Origin of the sequence: Streptomyces sp. A1136 (assembly GCF_004795055.1) — a bacterium.
Classification (GTDB): domain Bacteria; phylum Actinomycetota; class Actinomycetes; order Streptomycetales; family Streptomycetaceae; genus Streptomyces.
In genome coordinates this window covers 33,848-49,842 of sequence record NZ_SSBJ01000004.1, presented here as the reverse complement: position 1 = coordinate 49,842, position 15,995 = coordinate 33,848, and the positions used below count along the sequence as shown (strand labels likewise).

Annotated in this window: 17 protein-coding genes; 6 read left to right on the top strand and 11 right to left on the bottom strand. The window is 70.2% G+C overall.

The window, feature by feature from the left end; translation table 11 throughout:
* Positions 1-267: 267 nt before the first annotated feature.
* Complete coding sequence (locus E6R62_RS39385; RefSeq protein ID WP_168713968.1) at positions 268-423, top strand: hypothetical protein; 156 nt, start codon at positions 268-270, stop codon at positions 421-423.
* Here E6R62_RS39385 and E6R62_RS05040 read toward each other — a convergent pair.
* The 3 genes from E6R62_RS05040 to nsrR form a co-directional block, all read right to left on the bottom strand.
* Positions 413-841, bottom strand: coding sequence for a hypothetical protein (locus tag E6R62_RS05040; RefSeq protein WP_136211785.1), 429 nt, complete (start codon positions 839-841; stop codon positions 413-415). The two genes, E6R62_RS39385 and E6R62_RS05040, sit on opposite strands and share 11 nt — an antisense overlap.
* A 30-nt stretch (positions 842-871) precedes the next feature.
* Complete coding sequence (locus E6R62_RS05035) at positions 872-2,068, bottom strand: globin domain-containing protein (RefSeq protein ID WP_136211783.1); 1,197 nt, start codon at positions 2,066-2,068, stop codon at positions 872-874.
* Positions 2,069-2,142: 74 nt separating this feature from the next.
* A complete protein-coding gene (gene nsrR, locus E6R62_RS05030) occupies positions 2,143-2,586 on the bottom strand; it encodes a nitric oxide-sensing transcriptional repressor NsrR (protein ID WP_136211781.1) in 444 nt (147 codons plus the stop codon).
* Positions 2,587-2,746: 160 nt separating this feature from the next.
* Here nsrR and E6R62_RS05025 point away from each other — a divergent pair, with 160 nt between their 5' ends.
* Both E6R62_RS05025 and E6R62_RS05020 read left to right on the top strand, forming a co-directional pair.
* On the top strand, positions 2,747-3,571 hold the full coding sequence (locus tag E6R62_RS05025) for a helix-turn-helix transcriptional regulator (protein ID WP_136211779.1): 825 nt from the start codon (positions 2,747-2,749) through the stop codon (positions 3,569-3,571).
* A gap of 85 nt (positions 3,572-3,656) precedes the next feature.
* On the top strand, positions 3,657-4,628 hold the full coding sequence (locus E6R62_RS05020; protein ID WP_136211777.1) for a DMT family transporter: 972 nt from the start codon (positions 3,657-3,659) through the stop codon (positions 4,626-4,628).
* Positions 4,629-4,688: 60 nt separating this feature from the next.
* On the opposite strand, the gene E6R62_RS05015 is transcribed toward E6R62_RS05020, so the two are convergent.
* The 4 genes from E6R62_RS05015 to E6R62_RS39380 all read right to left on the bottom strand — a co-directional run bounded on the left by E6R62_RS05015 (position 4,689) and on the right by E6R62_RS39380 (position 8,027).
* Positions 4,689-4,934 carry a DUF6158 family protein gene (locus E6R62_RS05015; protein ID WP_136211775.1) on the bottom strand — a complete coding sequence of 82 codons (246 nt, stop codon included), beginning with the start codon at positions 4,932-4,934 and terminating at the stop codon, positions 4,689-4,691.
* Between the two features lie 138 nt (positions 4,935-5,072).
* Positions 5,073-5,294: a hypothetical protein gene (locus tag E6R62_RS05010; RefSeq protein ID WP_136211773.1), complete on the bottom strand. Its 222-nt coding sequence runs from the start codon at positions 5,292-5,294 to the stop codon at positions 5,073-5,075.
* Between the two features lie 69 nt (positions 5,295-5,363).
* On the bottom strand, positions 5,364-6,191 hold the full coding sequence (locus E6R62_RS05005) for a hypothetical protein (protein WP_136211771.1): 828 nt from the start codon (positions 6,189-6,191) through the stop codon (positions 5,364-5,366).
* Positions 6,192-6,389: 198 nt separating this feature from the next.
* On the bottom strand, positions 6,390-8,027 hold the full coding sequence (locus E6R62_RS39380) for a DUF6777 domain-containing protein (RefSeq protein WP_168713967.1): 1,638 nt from the start codon (positions 8,025-8,027) through the stop codon (positions 6,390-6,392).
* 943 nt (positions 8,028-8,970) lie between these two features.
* Between E6R62_RS39380 and E6R62_RS40215 the strand changes: the two genes are divergently transcribed.
* The 3 genes from E6R62_RS40215 to E6R62_RS04980 all read left to right on the top strand — a co-directional run bounded on the left by E6R62_RS40215 (position 8,971) and on the right by E6R62_RS04980 (position 12,395).
* Positions 8,971-9,246, top strand: coding sequence for a hypothetical protein (locus E6R62_RS40215; RefSeq protein ID WP_206308649.1), 276 nt, complete (start codon positions 8,971-8,973; stop codon positions 9,244-9,246).
* Between the two features lie 304 nt (positions 9,247-9,550).
* Positions 9,551-11,992 (top strand): SpoIIE family protein phosphatase, encoded by a 2,442-nt coding sequence (locus E6R62_RS04985; RefSeq protein ID WP_136211765.1) that lies wholly within the window; start codon positions 9,551-9,553, stop codon positions 11,990-11,992.
* 172 nt (positions 11,993-12,164) lie between these two features.
* Positions 12,165-12,395: a response regulator transcription factor gene (locus E6R62_RS04980; protein ID WP_136211763.1), complete on the top strand. Its 231-nt coding sequence runs from the start codon at positions 12,165-12,167 to the stop codon at positions 12,393-12,395.
* Between the two features lie 112 nt (positions 12,396-12,507).
* Here the strand turns inward: E6R62_RS04980 and E6R62_RS04975 are convergent, their stop codons facing one another.
* The 4 genes from E6R62_RS04975 to E6R62_RS39370 all read right to left on the bottom strand — a co-directional run bounded on the left by E6R62_RS04975 (position 12,508) and on the right by E6R62_RS39370 (position 15,775).
* Entirely contained in the window at positions 12,508-13,524 is a 1,017-nt protein-coding gene (locus E6R62_RS04975; RefSeq protein ID WP_136211761.1) for a serine/threonine-protein kinase, read from the bottom strand.
* Between the two features lie 263 nt (positions 13,525-13,787).
* Positions 13,788-14,387 carry a hypothetical protein gene (locus tag E6R62_RS39375; RefSeq protein ID WP_168713966.1) on the bottom strand — a complete coding sequence of 200 codons (600 nt, stop codon included), beginning with the start codon at positions 14,385-14,387 and terminating at the stop codon, positions 13,788-13,790.
* 156 nt (positions 14,388-14,543) lie between these two features.
* Positions 14,544-15,014 carry a hypothetical protein gene (locus E6R62_RS04965; RefSeq protein WP_136211757.1) on the bottom strand — a complete coding sequence of 157 codons (471 nt, stop codon included), beginning with the start codon at positions 15,012-15,014 and terminating at the stop codon, positions 14,544-14,546.
* A 164-nt stretch (positions 15,015-15,178) separates the two neighbouring features.
* A complete protein-coding gene (locus E6R62_RS39370; RefSeq protein ID WP_168713965.1) occupies positions 15,179-15,775 on the bottom strand; it encodes a hypothetical protein in 597 nt (198 codons plus the stop codon).
* Positions 15,776-15,995: the final 220 nt, after the last annotated feature.

Here is a 15,995-nt window from a genome sequence, read left to right as displayed (position 1 = left end):
GCGGTCGGGACGGTGACGTCCCCTCCTTCAAGGGGGCACGGCGTGCTCATCCCCGAGCCCGGTCACCTGCCGACCGTGCAGCCCGCGCTTGCCCCGCCGGCACGGCGGAACCCTCGGCCGTTCGAGGTAACTCCCCCGCGCCGCACCACCCGCCCGGGCCTGCCGCATTCGACCTCGCGGTCCCGGACGCACCACGGCTCGGGCCCGGGAGGGGACGGCCGCCGCGAGTGAGGTGCTGCTGCTCCCCATCGAGGCGGTCGCGCGGGCGTGCTTTCGCAGCCGCTCCCGCCGGAGCACGCCGCGCGGTGGCACTACGCCACCGCGCCCCGGGTACCGGACTTCGCCGGGCAGTCGGTGCGGGCCCGCACCGACGACATCGCCCTGCTCCTCATCCGACCCGCCCGCCCAGGCGTCAGGCCCTGAGCAGCGCGATGCCCAGGACGAGAAGGGCCAGGACCTTCACCGACTCGGCGGTCACGTAGAAGAGGTGGGCGCGGGAGCGCGGAAGGGTCTCGCCGGCGAGCACCCGGTCGGAGCGGCGGTTGAGGGCCGGCCGGATCACGACGAATTGGACGGCCGACACGAGCCCCGCGACGGCGGTCGCCACGACCACGGACCCGGGCGGCCCTCCGGTGGCGACCGCCACGATGATCGCGGTGGCGGACAGCGCCTCCAGCCGATTGAGCGCCCGGAAGACGATGCGACCGATGCCGAGCCCGATGGGCACGGTCACGCCGGGTGCCCGGAACTTCAGCGGTGCCTCCACGAAGGAGATCGCCAGGACCATCCCGAGCCACAGGAAGGTGACCGCGGCGGCCACGGCGGCGGACGTGGTGTTCATGTGCCTGCGCTCCTTTCCCTGCCGCCCGGTCTACTCACCGCCGAGCCAGAGGTCGGGGCCGAAGACCTCGTAGTGGATCGCCTGTGCCGGCAGGCCACGACGCAGCAGGTCACCGCGTACCGCCCGCATGAAGGGCAGGGGCCCACAGAGGTACGCGGTCAGCCCTTCCGGCAGTCGGAGTCCGGATACGTCGACGCGGCCGGGCGACGCGTCCGGTACGCCGGCGCGCGGCTCGTCGTACCACAGGTGCAGCCGGGCATCGGGGAGCTCCCGGACGAGTCGGCGCTGCTCGTCCCGGTGGGCGTGGTCGACCGGGGCGCGGTCGGCGTGGACCACGATCACGCGACGCGCCCTCTCCTGGACGGCCAGGTGGTGGAGCATGGACAGCATGGGCGTGACGCCGACACCGGCGGACACCAGCAGCAGCGGACCATCGTCCTCCGGCAGGACGAGGTCGCCGAACGGCGCGGACACGGTGAGCAGGTCGCCCGCGCGGGCGTGTTCGTGCAGCCGGGCGGACACCTCGCCCTCCGGTCCCGCGCCACCGCGCACGCGCTTGACCGTGATGCGCCACCGGTGGTCGGTGGGGGCGCAGGAGAGGCTGTACTGGCGTATCTGAATGGCGCCGTCGGGCAGTTCCACCCGGACGCTCACGTACTGGCCCGGACGGAAGGAGCCCGCGGGAGCGCCGTCGGTGCGGCGCAGCACGAAGGAGGCCGCGTCGGGGGTCTCCTCGTGTCGCTCGACGATCTCCATCCGCTGCCAGACCTCACCCTCGGGGACGCCGGCGTCCTGGTAGAGCCGGGCCTCGGCGGCGATCAGCGCGTTGGCCATAAGCCAGTAGACCTCGTCCCAGGCCGCGACCACTTCCTCGGTGACGGCATCGCCGAGGACGTCACCGATGGCGGCGAAGAGGTGCCGGTGGACGAGTTTGTACTGGTCGGAGGTGATGCCGAGCGAGGCGTGTTTGTGGGAGACGCGGGAGAGCAGGGAGTCCGGCCGGGTTTCGGGATGATCGAGGAGCATGCCCGCGAAGGCCGCGATGGAGCCCGCCAACGCCTTCTGCTGCTCTCCGCTGGCCTGGTTGCCCCGGTTGAACACGTGCCGCAGCAGCTCGGGCCGGTCCTCGAAGAGCTTGGCGTAGAACAGCCGGGTGATCTCGCCGATGGCCGCACCCACGAGGGGCAGGGTGGCGCGGATGACGGGGGTGGACTGCTCAGAGAGCACAGCGACTCCTCAAACTGGTATTTCGCTTTCGTGTTTTCGCGCGAGCTTGCCCTGGAGAGTGGGCGGCGCGAGGGTCAGCCGGGGCGGGGACCGACGAGCCCCAGGAGCACCGGCCCGGTGGGCGAGGAGACCAGGTCGGCCACGGTCAGCGGATCGAGGGCGGCATAGAAGGCCTCCTGCGCGCCGCGCAACGCCCGGCGCAACCGGCAGGCGCCGCGCAGGGGGCAGGGCGAATCGCCTTCGCAGGCGACGACCTCGCCCTCCCCTTCCAGTTCCCGCACGAGCCAGCCGACGGAAGCACGGCGCCCGAGGGAGGTCAGCCCGAGGCCGCCACCACGCCCCCGCCGGGCCTCCAGTACGCCCAGGTGCTGGAGCCGGGTGATCGCCTTTGCCATGTGGGTGGCCGGCACGCCCATGGCCTCCGCCACCTCGCGGGTGGTCAGCGGCGCGCCCTCCCCGGCGACCGCCAGGCGCATCACGGCGCGCAGCGCCAGGTCAGTGAATTTCGTCAGCCGCACGCCAGGACGCTAGCAAACACGTATGGCGGATACCTATTTGCATGGGCCGGCATCGGTTGTGGAGTAGGCCACCAGTTCGCGGCCCCGGCGCGGTGCGGACTCTCAGAAGGGCGTCACCGATACTTCGACACTGACCGAAACGATGGGACATCATGGAAGCATGAACACATCGCACGCCGCGGCACCGGACGACGCAGCACCGGACAAGGGGGTTCCGGAAGAGGGGGTTCCGGAAGAGGGGGTTCCGGACAGGGGCGCTCCGGGCGAGGGGACGGTCACGGAAGGCGTCGCCCCCGCCGCACGCCTCGCGGCCTTGGCCGCGGCCCTGGCCGACGAGACCCGGGCCGCCATCTGCATGACGCTGCTGGAGGGACGCGCCTGGACGGCGGGCGAGCTGGCCCGGATCACCGCGGTCGCGCCGTCCACCGTGAGCGGCCATCTGGCCCGGCTGACGGAGGCCGGCCTCTGTGTGACCGAGCGCCAGGGCCGACACAGTTACGTGCGGGTGGCCGACGCGGCGACCGCCCGCCTCCTCGACGAACTCGCCTCCTACGCGATTCCGGACCGGGACGCGGCGCACACGGTGCCCGTGGTCGCGGCGCCCGACCCGCTCGCCCGCGCCCGCACCTGCTACGACCACTTCGCGGGCCGCCTGGGGATGGCGGTGACGGACGCCATGGAACGGCGTGGGCTGCTCCGCACGGAGGGTGTGTTCGAGTTGACGGAGGCCGGTCGGCGGTGGTGCGCCTTGGTGGGTGTCGACCTCGCGCCCGAGGGCCGCAGGCCCCCGGCGAGTTCCTGCCTGGACTGGACGGAACGCCGCCGCCACCTGGGGGGCATCGCCGGGGCGCGACTGTGCGCACGGGCGCTTGGTCGAGGTTGGGTCGTGCGCCCGGTGGGCGGCGGGCGGGCCCTGGATGTGACCTCGGCCGGGGAGCACGCCTTCCGGGAACTGCTGGGAATCACCCCTGACGACTGGAAGTGAGCGCGCGTGGGGTGGGCGCGCACACGCACCGGACACGCGAACATATTTCGGTGAGTGCCGAAGTGTTCTGGGTTAAGGTGCACACATGACCCGCCTCCCTCCGCGTCGGATATCGCCTCGCGCCCTCACGGCCGGCGCCGTGACCTTCACGGTCTTCGCCTGGGCCTCCGCCTTCGTCTCCATCCGCAGCGCGGGCGCCGCCTACTCCCCCGGGGCCTTGGCCCTCGGCCGCCTGCTGGCCGGTTCCGTGGTGCTCGCCGCCCTGCTGTTGATCCGCCGCCAAGGCTTGCCACCCCGTAGGGCTTGGCGGGGCATCCTGGTCTCCGGCGTGGTGTGGTTCTGTGGCTACACGGTCGCCTTGAACTGGGGGGAACGACTGGTCGACGCGGGTACGGCTTCCCTGCTCGTGAACACCGGGCCCATCCTGATGGCGCTGCTCGCCGCGCGTCTGCTGGGCGAGGCGCTTGCGCCACGCCTGTTGTCCGGCATGGCGGTCTCCTTCGTCGGGGCGGTCGTCGTGGGTGTGTCCATGTCCTCCGGTGGCAACGCGTCGACCTCGGTGCTCGGCGTCGCCCTGTGCCTGCTCGCGGCCGTGGCCTACGCGACCGGCGTCGTCGCACAGAAGCCCGCGTTGTCCTTCGGAACGCCCCTGCAGATCACCGCCTACAGCTGCATGACGGGCGCGGTGGCCTGCCTGCCCTTCGCCGGGCAACTGGTCACGGAACTGTCGAGGGCGCCGATCTCCGCGACGCTGAACATGGTCTACCTGGGCGTGGTACCGACCGCCCTCGCGTTCATCGCGTGGACCTACGCCCTGGCCCGCACACCCGCCGGCAAGCTGGGCGCGACGACTTACGCCGTTCCCGCGATCGTGGTGCTGCTGAGTTGGGCCCTCTTGGGCGAGGTGCCCGGGTGGCTGACCCTGCTCGGCGGAGTGCTCTGTCTGGCCGGGGTCGCCGTCTCCCGCTACCGGCCGCACCCGGCCGAACCGGCGACCGTCACTCCCGCACCGTCCGGCCCCGACCGGCCCGCCGGTGGCACCCGCGCCGAGGCCTGACCCGTTCTGTCGCCGGTCGTGCCCCCGGCGCGGCGAACCGGGTGCGGCGCCCCGTGGGCCTCAGTTCTCCTCGGCGGTACGGGCACGGGCGCCCGAGCGGGTGCGGGACGAGGTCTGGGCGCGCTGCGGGTGACGGCGCAGGTATTCGAGTTCCAGCTCGTTCATCCGCTTCGTGTGGGTGACCAGCGCATCGTCGGACCCGTGCAGCAGGGTCTCGTGGCGCGTGCGGTGGATGGCCTCCAGCTCCTTGAGCAGCACGCTTTCTTCGAGGTCTTGGGCCGACGGGCCGCCCTGGTGATCCGTCATCACAGGTGCGCCTCCTTCTGCTCACGCGCCGAGGGGCGGGCGCGGGCTCGCCCTGGGCGGCCCCACGCCGCTCCCTCCATCATGCTGCCCGTGGCGGGCGGCTGCTTGCCCGGCTTGGGCCCGGTGCGGATCCGATGGCTACTCCTTGACCGGGTCGGCGCCCGGCCGCTTGACGATCCGATCGCCGACCGCGACCGACTTCCAGAGTTGACGGCCGATGCGGACCTTGACGGATGCGCCGTCGGCGAGGCAGATCTCGACAAAGTGGTACATGTTCGAGCCGTCGAGCATCCCCCGGGACATATCGGTGACGACGCCTTCCCAAGCGTCGTCCCGTCCCTCTTCGCGTGTTTTCGACATGTGTGAAGTCTAGGGAGAGCGGCAGCCACGCCAGTAGGGCGGCGAATCATCTCCTGGCGAGTACATATGTCATGCGGGAGCGTCGAAGTCCCGCCGGGTGGCGGGCGTCTCGCTGTCGACCCGATGTTTCAGCCGCCGGGTCAGCCAGCCGCCGATCACTATGAGGCCGACGCCGAGCCACCACATGTCTCCGTCGAAGACGAGCACGGCGATCCCCACCGGTACGAGCATCCCCGCCAGCGGGAGCAACAGGTCCGCCGCCGACGGAACGGGCCGGTCGCCGCGAGCCCGGGCGCGGACGACCTCGGGGTACCAGACGGTGAAGCGCAGAGCCGCGACGATGGCCAGGATCTGGATGATCCATCCCGTCCAGATGTTGTTGGGGTTGTGCAGGACCAGGTCGCCGTAGCCGCCGGCGATGGCGGCCACCAGGAAGGCCACCCCCCAAGCGGCGGTGATCAGGTAGTTCGTCCGCAGGAAGGTGGGCGTCGTCCAGTAGGCCGGCGGGACCTGCTCACGTGCGTACTGGATGGTGAACGGCACCCTGAGCGCCATCGAGCCGAAGGCGATGGCCACCAGCGCGAGGTTGGAGATCTCGCCCGCGTACGTCTCCAGCCAACGGTGCGTCCCCGGGCTCGCGACAGCGCCGACGACCGCCATGATCGCGAAGAACACGAGATCGGAAACTTCCAGGATCTTCACCGAGCTCCCGCGTGCAGCCACCCGACCGCCGATCACGAGGGCGAGCGAGATGACGAGCGCCGCCCCTACCGCCCACTCGAAACGTCCCGGCCCCACCAGGATCGAGAACGCGATCCAGGGAGACATCCCGATGAGCGGGCTCCCGAGAAAGCCGGAGAGCGATCTGCCGGAACGGGCACTGTCCGTCGCTGCCATGGGCCAGACCTTCCTTCGCCGGCGCCCCGCAGGTTCCTCCAACGTACCGCGGACAGGAGAGGGCGGCAGGTGGTCGGCGGGCGGCTGAGGACTACCGGTCATGACGCGTGGCAGGAGTGGCACGGCGGACTCCGTGACAGACGCCCGACCGGGATCTCTCCCCAGTCGGGCGTCTCCGTCCCCGAGCGGGAACCAGGATCAGCCGGACGGCTGCTCCTGACCGGGCTGGTTGTCGGTCTTCTGGCCTGGGCCCTGATCCTGCTGATTGCCCTGGTCCTGACCTGGATTCTGGTTCTTGTCGGGGACCTTGTTCTGCTCCGGGACCTTGTTCTGGTCTTGCTTGTTCTGGTCTTGCTTGGGTTGCTCCGGGACCTTGTTCTGATCCGGCTTGGGCTGGTCCGGGACCTTGTTCTGATCCGGCTTGGGCTGGTCCGGGACCTTGTTCTGATCCTGCTTAGGCTGGTCCGGGACCTTGTTCTGATCCTGCTTAGGCTGGTCCGGGACCTTGTTCTGATCCGGGACCTTGTTCTGGTCCTTCTTGTTCTGATCCGGCTTGGGTTGCTCCGGAACCTTGTTCTGATCCTGCTTAGGCTGGTCCTGCTTGTTCTGGTCTGGGACCTTGTTCTGGTCCTGCTTAGGCTGGTCCTGCTTGTTCTGGTCCGGGACCTTGTTCTGATCCGGCTTGTTCTGATCCGGCTTGGGTTGCTCCGGAACCTTGTTCTGATCCGGCTTCTGCTGGTCCTGGCCAGGGTTCTGGTCCTTGTCCGGCACCTTGTTCTGGTCCTGCTTGTTCTGATCCTGCTTGGGTTGCTCCGGAACCTTGTTCTGATCCGGCTTCTGCTGGTCCTGGCCAGGGTTCTGGTCCTTGTCCGGCACCTTGTTCTGATCCGGCTTCTGCTGGTCCTGGCCAGGGTTTTGGTTCTTGTCCGGGACCTTGTTCTGGTCCTTGTCGGGGTTCTGGTTCTGGCCGGGGTTCTGGTTCTGGTTCTGGTCCGGGCTCTTGTCCTGGGGCGTCTCCGGCGGCTTCACCCCTGGTTCCTGCTGAGGCGCCGGGAGGACCGGATACGGCGAGTCGGGCTTTTGGCCGCTAGGGGCGGGGATCTCGTGGTCATGCCTGCCCTGCGCGTCGCCGCTCGGGCGCTGGTACCAGCCCTTGTGGCTCTGGTCGAACATCGTGACGGCCTTCACCGGCTTCTCGGCAGGCTTGACCGCAACGAGATCGGAGGACCGGAAGGACGTCCACTGTTTGCCGCTGTACGTCTGCTTGCCCTTGACGGCGACGGGCGGGGCCAGGGGGTTGCCGCAGGCGCAGCGGACGCGAGGTACGCCGTGGTTGTCGACCAGCACCGGGGTGCCTGCTTGCAGGACCGCCTGGTAACTGGTGGTCGCGCCGTTCCTGTACCCGTGATTGGTGACCCGGGTGTCCCAGCTCAGCCGAACGGGCGTCAGTGACCGCAAGTAGGCGGGCACGCCGGACTCCTGGATGTTCAGGGGTTGGGCGAAGGCCCTCCGCTTGTCCGTGTGCTGCCCGAGGAACTGAATCTGCTTCTCGACGTCGCAGCTCGCGACGTTCCTCGTACCTCCGTACAGGCCGGGCTGCGCGCCGTCGACCTGTAGGGTTCGCGCACCGCTCGCCCCGGTCTTCGACGCATTGGCCATGGCGGGCGTGACCTCGGTTTGCTCGGACGCGGTGGCCGTCGAGGGAGTGAACGGGTCGAGGCCGGCCGCCGAGGTGGCCTGGAGGAACACCTCACCGCCGCTCGCCTTGTTCCCGCCCATGACGGTGAAGCCGAGGACCACCGCCGTCGCGATGCCCACTGCCGCGCCGGCACTCATCACCGTTCTGCGTGACCGCCACCCGTGAGCCGGCCCTCCACGGCGTCCGCCCGGTCCGCCCTGCTCGCCGCCGCCCGCCGGCGGCGCCGGGGGCCCTGGTGGTGGCCCGGCTGGCGGCGGAAGGCCGGGTGGCGATGGCTGCTCATCCGTCGGCCGAGCGGACAACGGACCGGACGGTGGGCCGGTGGGGCGCTCGGACGAAGGAGGTAGGGAGGTCACGACACTCTCCCCTCGTCGTGGGACATCGGGGAAACGATGGCTATCCGCATTTCCTGCTCCTCTGGCCATTATGGCTCCACGTCCCGGGGACGTGAATCATGGAAATTCCGCTCCCGCGAAAAAACGTGAAGACGGAGCCGGACGGCCCCGTCCCCTCGCGAGCTGACGCGGATGGGTCACATGCTGCGGTGGCCCACGTCTTGAGTAAGCCCTCGGCCTCGGGTCGCGTCATGGCGCGATTTTTCGTGACTTGACGAGCGCCCGTGACCGCCTGATGGGAGAGGCCTGGGCACGTGGCGGGAAGGCCGCGATCTTTTCAGTGCCGCCCGGGGCCGGCCCGGCACGCTCCCACGACGTGCGGGGTGTCGGTCTCCGTCTCTCCGCGGGACCGGCTTGTGGTCCGCCCCGTCCACATGGTTCGTGCGGCCATCCATGTCGGCCGCCACTCCCGCCACTCCCGCCACTCAAAGGTTCGGCCGCACCTCGCGGCGCTTCACGCGGCTTTTACATGCGTCTTTTGACCGCGTCAAGTCCCGAGTCCTCGGAACATGACCCTGCCCGGCACCGCGGGCTTACTTGAAGCACGGACCTCGCCGGAAAGGCGAAAGGGCGGAACGGCAAGACCGAGTCTCTCCGAGAAACGTTCTTTCCGATCGAATCGGCGCCCCTTGGACGGTCCACCGGTTCACACCGATATCGCCACACTCATCGGCAGGAGAAAACCATGACCAGCAACGCTCACAGCAATGACACGGCCCGTCCCAGCCGTCGGGGCTCTCGCCTCGCGATGATTCTGGTCTCGGGTGCCCTGTTGTCCGGTGCCGCCATCCTCCCGGCCTCCGCAGCGACGGTGTCCGCCATGCCCGCCACACCGGTGGCGAGCGTCGTCCAGAGCCACGACTGGCATCACGACCACCACGACAGGCACCACCACGACAGGCACCACCACAACAGGCACCATCACCACCACCACCATCACCACCACCACAACCACCACTGACAGCGCGGCGGACGACGGCAGGGCACACGCTCGTCGGTCACGACGCCCCATACAGACCTGCGGGTCGGGCCTCCGGAAGGAGCCCGGCCCGCAGGCACGTCATCAGCCGTCATCAGCCGGCAGCCCACGTCATCGGCCCTGCCGGCTCCGGCGATCCCCGTCCCTGAACGGTCCTGCTCCGGCGACCCTCTTCACCGCGCTGCGTTGGTGCTCGTCGCCCGGCCGGATGATGCTTGTCAGTGGAGCCCGTGCAGGTTCCCGCGTGACAGCGGGCAGGAAACTAGCGACGGCGAGATGAGCGACGATGGAGCGACTTCCCACCTCTCCTGGTGAGTACCCGGAGAAGACGGACGCCTCCCCCGAGCCGACATACTCGGCCACGGCCAGCATCAACGACCAGGGCACCGTCACCGAGTGGAGTGAAGGCGCCAGTCGTCTGCTCGGATACGCCCCCTCCGAGGTCGTGGGTCTGCCCGCCGCCCGCCTGCTCGCCGACGGTGTCACCGACACGGCGTGGCGGATCCCGGCCGGGCAGGAACGCTGGAGCGGCACCGTGGCGCTGCGGCACCGTAACGGCCTACGGCTGGAACAGGCAGTGCTCGCGCACCGCTGGACGTCCACCGGCGGGACCACGAAGTGGTCCGTGGTGTCCGCGGTGGCGACCGCGTTCCGTACGCCCTTGGACGACGCGTTGAACGAATGGGCCTTCACCCAGTCCCCCTGCCTCCTGGCGATCTTCGACGCGGAACTGCGGCTGGTACGGGCGAACGCCGGCATGGAGCGCACGCTCTCCCTCACGGAGGCCGAGATGCGCGGGCTGCGTCTGCCCGAGATCGCGCCGGACCCGGTGAGCGACGACGCCGAGCGAAGTATGCGACTCACGTTGGAGACGGGTGAACCGCAGAACGTGCACGCGTTCGTGCGATCCCCGGGCGCCGGGACGGAAAAGCGCGGCTGGGCCACCTCTCTGGCCCCCTTGCGGGATTCCGGCGGCCGGGTCGTCGCCGTGTACCTCGCCGCGCACGACCGGACGGTCATCGAGGCCGATCGTCGGGAAATGCTCCTGCCGGACCACGCGGACCCCGTCATCGGCACCACCCTCGACAGTGCCCGCACCGCGCAGGAACTGGCGGACATCGCCGTTCCCCGGCTCGCCGACTTCGCGGTCGTCGACCTGCTGGAGCCGTCCCCGCGCGGGGACGATTCGTCTTCCCGCCCGGGGGCAGGGCCCGTCGCCGCGCGCCGCACCGCCGCGCGCTCGATCCTCGCGGGGAACACGGAGGTCGAGGTCGGGGTCGGGGAGACGACCGTCTATCCCCCGCTGTCACCTCCCGTGGAGTGTCTGGCCGCGGGCCGGGGCGCCGTCTACGGGAGGGCCGACCCGGGTATCGCCCGGTGGGTGGCCCAGGACAGGGGAGCCGCCCTGATCAGCGGGGACGGCACCCACTCGATGATGGTCCTGCCGCTGCACGCCGACGGCATCACGTTCGGTCTGGCCTTCTTCAGCCGTCACCAGCACCGGGAACCGTTCCAGCCGGAAGACCTGTGGCTGGCCGAGGAATTGACGACGAGGGCTGCTGCGGGCATCCACAAGGCGCGCCGGTACACCCGCGAGCACACGACCACGATGACGCTACAGCGCAGCCTGCTCCCGCACACGATGCCGACGCAGGCCGCACTGGAGATCGCCTCGCGCTACCTGCCCGCCGGTACCGGGGCCGGCGTGGGCGGCGACTGGTTCGACGTGATCCCGCTGTCGGGCGCGCGGGTGGCCTTGGTGGTCGGTGACGTCGTCGGCCATGGCATCCGTGCCACCGCCACGATGGGCCGGTTGCGCACCGCGGTGCGGACCCTGGCCGATGTGGACTTGCCTCCCGACGAGCTGCTCACGTATCTGGACGACCTGATCATCCACCTTTCCGCCGACGAGGCCGATCAGGACGCCTCGGCGGAGGCCTCCGGGGGTATCGGCACCACCTGCCTGTACGTGGTCTACGACCCGGTCACCCGCCGGTGCACCGTCGCCCGGGCCGGCCATCCCCCGCCCGTCGTGGTCTCTCCGGAGGGCTCCGTCTACCTCCTGGACGTGCCCGCCGGTCCGCCGCTGGGCCTGGGGGGCCTGCCCTTCGAGGCCGCCGAGGTCGAGCTTCCCGAGGGCAGCATCCTCACCCTGTACACCGATGGCCTGCTGAGGGCCCGCGACCACGACATCGACGACGCCCTGGACAACATGTTCGAGGCGCTCATCCGGCCCGCCTCCACCCTGGAGACGGTCTGCGACCGCGTGCTCACGGCCATGCTGACCCACCCGCCCGAGGATGACGTCGCCCTGCTCGTGGCCCGCACCCGAGCCCTCCATGCCGACCAGGTCGTCGTCTGGGACCTGCCCTCCGATCCCTCCGTCGTCGCCCAGGCCCGCCGGTACACCAACGATCAATTGACGGCTTGGGGGCTGGAGGAGGCCGGCTTCGTCACCGAACTCGTGGTCAGTGAGCTCGTCACCAACGCCATCCGCTACGGCGAGCCGCCGATCCAGCTGCGGCTGATCCACGAGAGCGAGAACAGCACTCTGATCTGCGAAGTCTCCGACGCGAGCAGTACCGCCCCCCACATGCGGCGGGCCCGGATCTTCGATGAGGGAGGGCGGGGCCTGTTGCTGGTGGCCCAGCTCGCCCAACGCTGGGGCACCCGGCACGCCCCCGTCGGCAAGACCATCTGGGCCGAGCAGTCGCTCGTCGGGTTCTGAGGACTCCGCACGGCGTGTCCCCTGTGACGCGCCTGTGACAGTCGACGGACACGGTCATGACGTCACGCGAGCACGCTTTTCAGTAGGGACAAACAGCGACATTCAGGTATTTGTCCCCTGCTTCCGAGGGCGCGAGCAGCGATGACCGACCCGATCCGTCGGAGGAAATCCCATGAGCCTCACACTCGCCACGCCGCAGACCGACACCGCCGCGCCTACGCTGGCCCCGCGCGAGCAGGAGGCGCTGCGGCACATCGCCGCCGGGCGCACCTACCTCCAGACGGCCCGCCACATGGGACTTTCCAAGCACACGGTCGACGCCTACCTCCGCCGCATCCGAGCCAAGCTGGGCATCAACAGCACGGCGGAGATGACCCGACTGGCCATCTCCCTGGGTCTGTGACCCCCCGGCTTCCCGCGTAACGATCGCCGCCCGGCGGCCCCGTTGCCCGCACGAAACGGCCCCGCCCCACCCCTGACCGGGTGGGGCGGGGCCGTTTCGTGCGGGCGCGGTACTACGCCGTGCCCGGAAGGCCGCGGAAGACCGGCCGCGCCCAGCGGGGCGGCTGCGGGGGTGGCGTGTTCACCATCGTCCCGGGGTGGCGGGCCCGCGTCCGGGACGAGACCTCGGCGCCCTTTCCGGCGCCGACTCCCGTCGCGGCACGCAGGGCCGCCATGAATTCCAGGCAGGAGCCGTAACGGTCCTCGGGGATCTTCGACAGGGCCTTCGCCATGACGTCGTCGGCGGCGGGCGCGATCCCCGGCCGCCTTTCGGTCAGCGCCGGGGGCGGGTCGTACTGGTGGGCCCACAACAGCGCCACCACGTCGTCGTCACGCTCGAAGGGCGGCCCGCCGACGAGGGATTCGTAGACGACACAGGCGAGGCTGTAGAGATCGCACCTGCCTTCCACCGGCCGGCCGGAGATCTGTTCCGGCGCCATGTAGTCGACCGTCCCGACGAACTCCCCCGCCGTGGTGAACCCCGTGAGGGCCAGCGACCTCTTCGTCAGCCCGAAGTCCGTGAGGTAGACGTGCTCGGGGTGGTCGCTGTCGGTGCCCGTGGTGACCAGGATGTTCCCCGGCTTGACGTCCCGGTGCACCAGGTCGTGCTCGTGGGCCGCGTCGAGGGCCGATGCCACCTGGGTGCCGATGCGCAGGGCCGTCGCGACGGGGAGCGGGCCGTCCCGGTCCAACAGGGCCCGCAGGTCCAGACCGGCCACGTAGCGCATGGCGATGTAGAGGACGCCGTCGGTCTCACCGGCCTCGTAGATCGGGACGATGTGCGGGTGGTCGATCTGCGCCGCCACCCTGGACTCGTGGGTGAAGCGGCGCCGGAAAGTCTCGTCACGGGCACGTTCCGGGGCGATCAGCTTGAGCGCGACCGTCCGGTCCAGGCGCAGGTCCTTCGCGCAGTAGACGACGGCCATGCCGCCGCGGCCGATCATGCTGTCGACCCGGTAACCGGCGATCTGCTTGCCGATCAGACCGGAGGCTCGATCCGTGTACACGCTCAGGTCAGATCTCGAACTCATCGGGCGCCCCCGTCCCCCGACCGGACCGACGAGGCCCGGCGCCGCGGTGCCCGTGGGTGAAGGTGTCGATCATGCCGACCCCGTCCTGGATGGTCCGTGACCGGTCTCCACACGCGCTCCGCATCGCGCCGCCGGTCACGAGCGTCGTCCGGCGCGGACGACACTGCCTACCCGAAGTCTATCGAGTGATCCACACGTGTGCCGGGCGGCGGAGGGCGTCGAGCCGCCGTCCCCACCGCGCGGCACCGGGGTCCCGGCGGTCGTCAGCCGGCGCCGCCGTTGCCGCCGCGGCCGCCCTGTCCACTGGTCTCACAGCCGGTGCCGACGCAGATACCGCCGTTGCCGCCGCGGCCGCCGTTGCCGCCGTCACCACCGGGGGGCGCTGCCCCGCCGTTGCCGCCGTTGCCGCCGTTGGCGCTGCCGTTGCAGACCCCGGCGCAGATACCGCCCTTGCCGCCGTTCGTGCCGTTGCCGCCCTGGCCGCCCTCGGTGCCGTCGCCGCCGTTGGCGCTTCCGTTGCACAGCCCGGCGCAGATACCGCCGCTGCCGCCCTTGGTGCCGTTGACCGATCCCGTGCAGTTGCCCGCGCATATCCGATCACCGACACGGACACTGCCGTTTCCGACCTTGACGTTGCCCTGGCCCAGTTTGACGTTGCCGAGCACCGAGCCGTCGGCCCCGAACCGGCCCGCGCCCGGGCGACTTTCACCGTTGCCGAACGGCGAGCCGAGGGCGTGGCCGACGGACGCGGAGGCCGGCTGGTACGTCGGCGCGGCCGTGGCCGCCGGAGCCATCGCACCGGCCCCGACCAGGGTGGACGAAATGACGAGACCGAGACGGAACTTCCAAGAACGCACACGCATGACATTCACCCTTGCCGTAGAGATCGCTTTTCCGTACGCGGTTCCACTCGCTTGTCTTCCGCGCCTTTACAAGCGGAGGCCGACGGTTGGATCCGCCGGCCTCGTTTCCTCCCCGAGACTTTCCTCCCCTGGTTCACCGCCGTCGCCCATACGGGTTCAGGAGGGGAAATCTCCTCCCATCAGGGCGAACCAGTCGCCGTGGAGGTAGTCCTGCTTCCAGGTGTCGAGCTGGTCGTGGGAAAGGTCGTACTTCTTGGCGATCTTGTCCCTCGTCGCGTCCGAGTCGTCGGCGACGAGCACCATGACGATGTAGACCCTGTCCACGACCGTCAGCTTCGACTTCGGCTTGTCGGGCAGGTCGTCGAACCGAAGGCAACCGGGACGACCGGGCTTGCCGGGCTCACCGGGCTTGCCGGGCTGACCGCCCTTTCCGCCCTCACCACCGTCCCCGCCTTCCCCGCCCCTGCCGAACGCGGCGCAGGGCTTCGGGTGGTCGGCGACGGCCTTGGAGCTGATGCCGGCCTGCATGTGGGGCTCGGACGCTTGCGCGGCGCAAGCCGTGCCGGTGAAGAGAGCCAGGGAGGCCGCCGCCAGTATGAGCGGACGCTGCCAGGTACTTCTGAACATGGGGTTCTCCGTTTCCGTCCGCACGGGTACTCGCTTGCGGGCGCTGCGTCCCGGGTGTCGCCGGACTGGCGATCGGGACCGATCAGGGGACGAGAAGGGATGAGATGGGGGGGGTCGGGGGGTGGAGGCCTCAGCGGCCTCCACCCCACCGGGAACGGGCCGGCTCAGAAGATGCTGCGTCCTCCGGCACCACCGCCGCCGCCGAGGCCACCGAAGATGCCGCCGTGGCCACCCTTGCCGCCCTTGCCGCCGTTGCCGCCCTGGAAGACGCCGTCGCCGCCCTTGCCGCCCTTGCCGCCGTTGCCGCCGACCAGGACGCCGTCACCGCCGCCACCGCCGCCACCGGCGTTGCCGCCGAACAGGCCGCCGCCGCCGTCCCCGCCCTTGCCGCCGTTGCCGCCGATGACGCCGTCACCGCCGCCACCGCCACCGCCACCGCCGCCACCGGAGAGGACACCGGTCCCGCCCTTGCCGCCGTTGCCGCCGTTGCCACCGGTTCCCAGGACGCTGCCGCCCCCGGAGCCGCCGGAGCCGCCACCGCCTCCGATGAGGCCGCCCCCGCCGTCACCACCGTCCCCGCCGGCGCCGCCACCCGTGTGGAAGGCGGTCACCACGTGGGCGGGCACCGGAGCGGCGACCGCGGCGGATGCCGGAAGGGCGATCCCTCCTGTGATGACGGCAGCCGAGGCGACCAGGGTCGCCAGGCGGAAACCTCGGCGGTTGGGACGGGCGACGTTGTTGGTGCGAATCTTGCGGTTCATGACTTTCTCCTACTTGTCCTGAGGGGATTCACCGCCCCGGGATTCCGGGGCGAATGCGGTGACTTCGTGGGAGAAGGAAAACCTCTGCGAGGTATTTCGTTTCTTCCGTCTTGCCTCGTTTCCTTCTCGGTGAGGCCCGCACCACAAGTAAGCGTCGACCGGCACACCCCGGTCACGTTCCGGAAAGTCGGGACTTGACAGGCCCCCCGGCACCACCTAA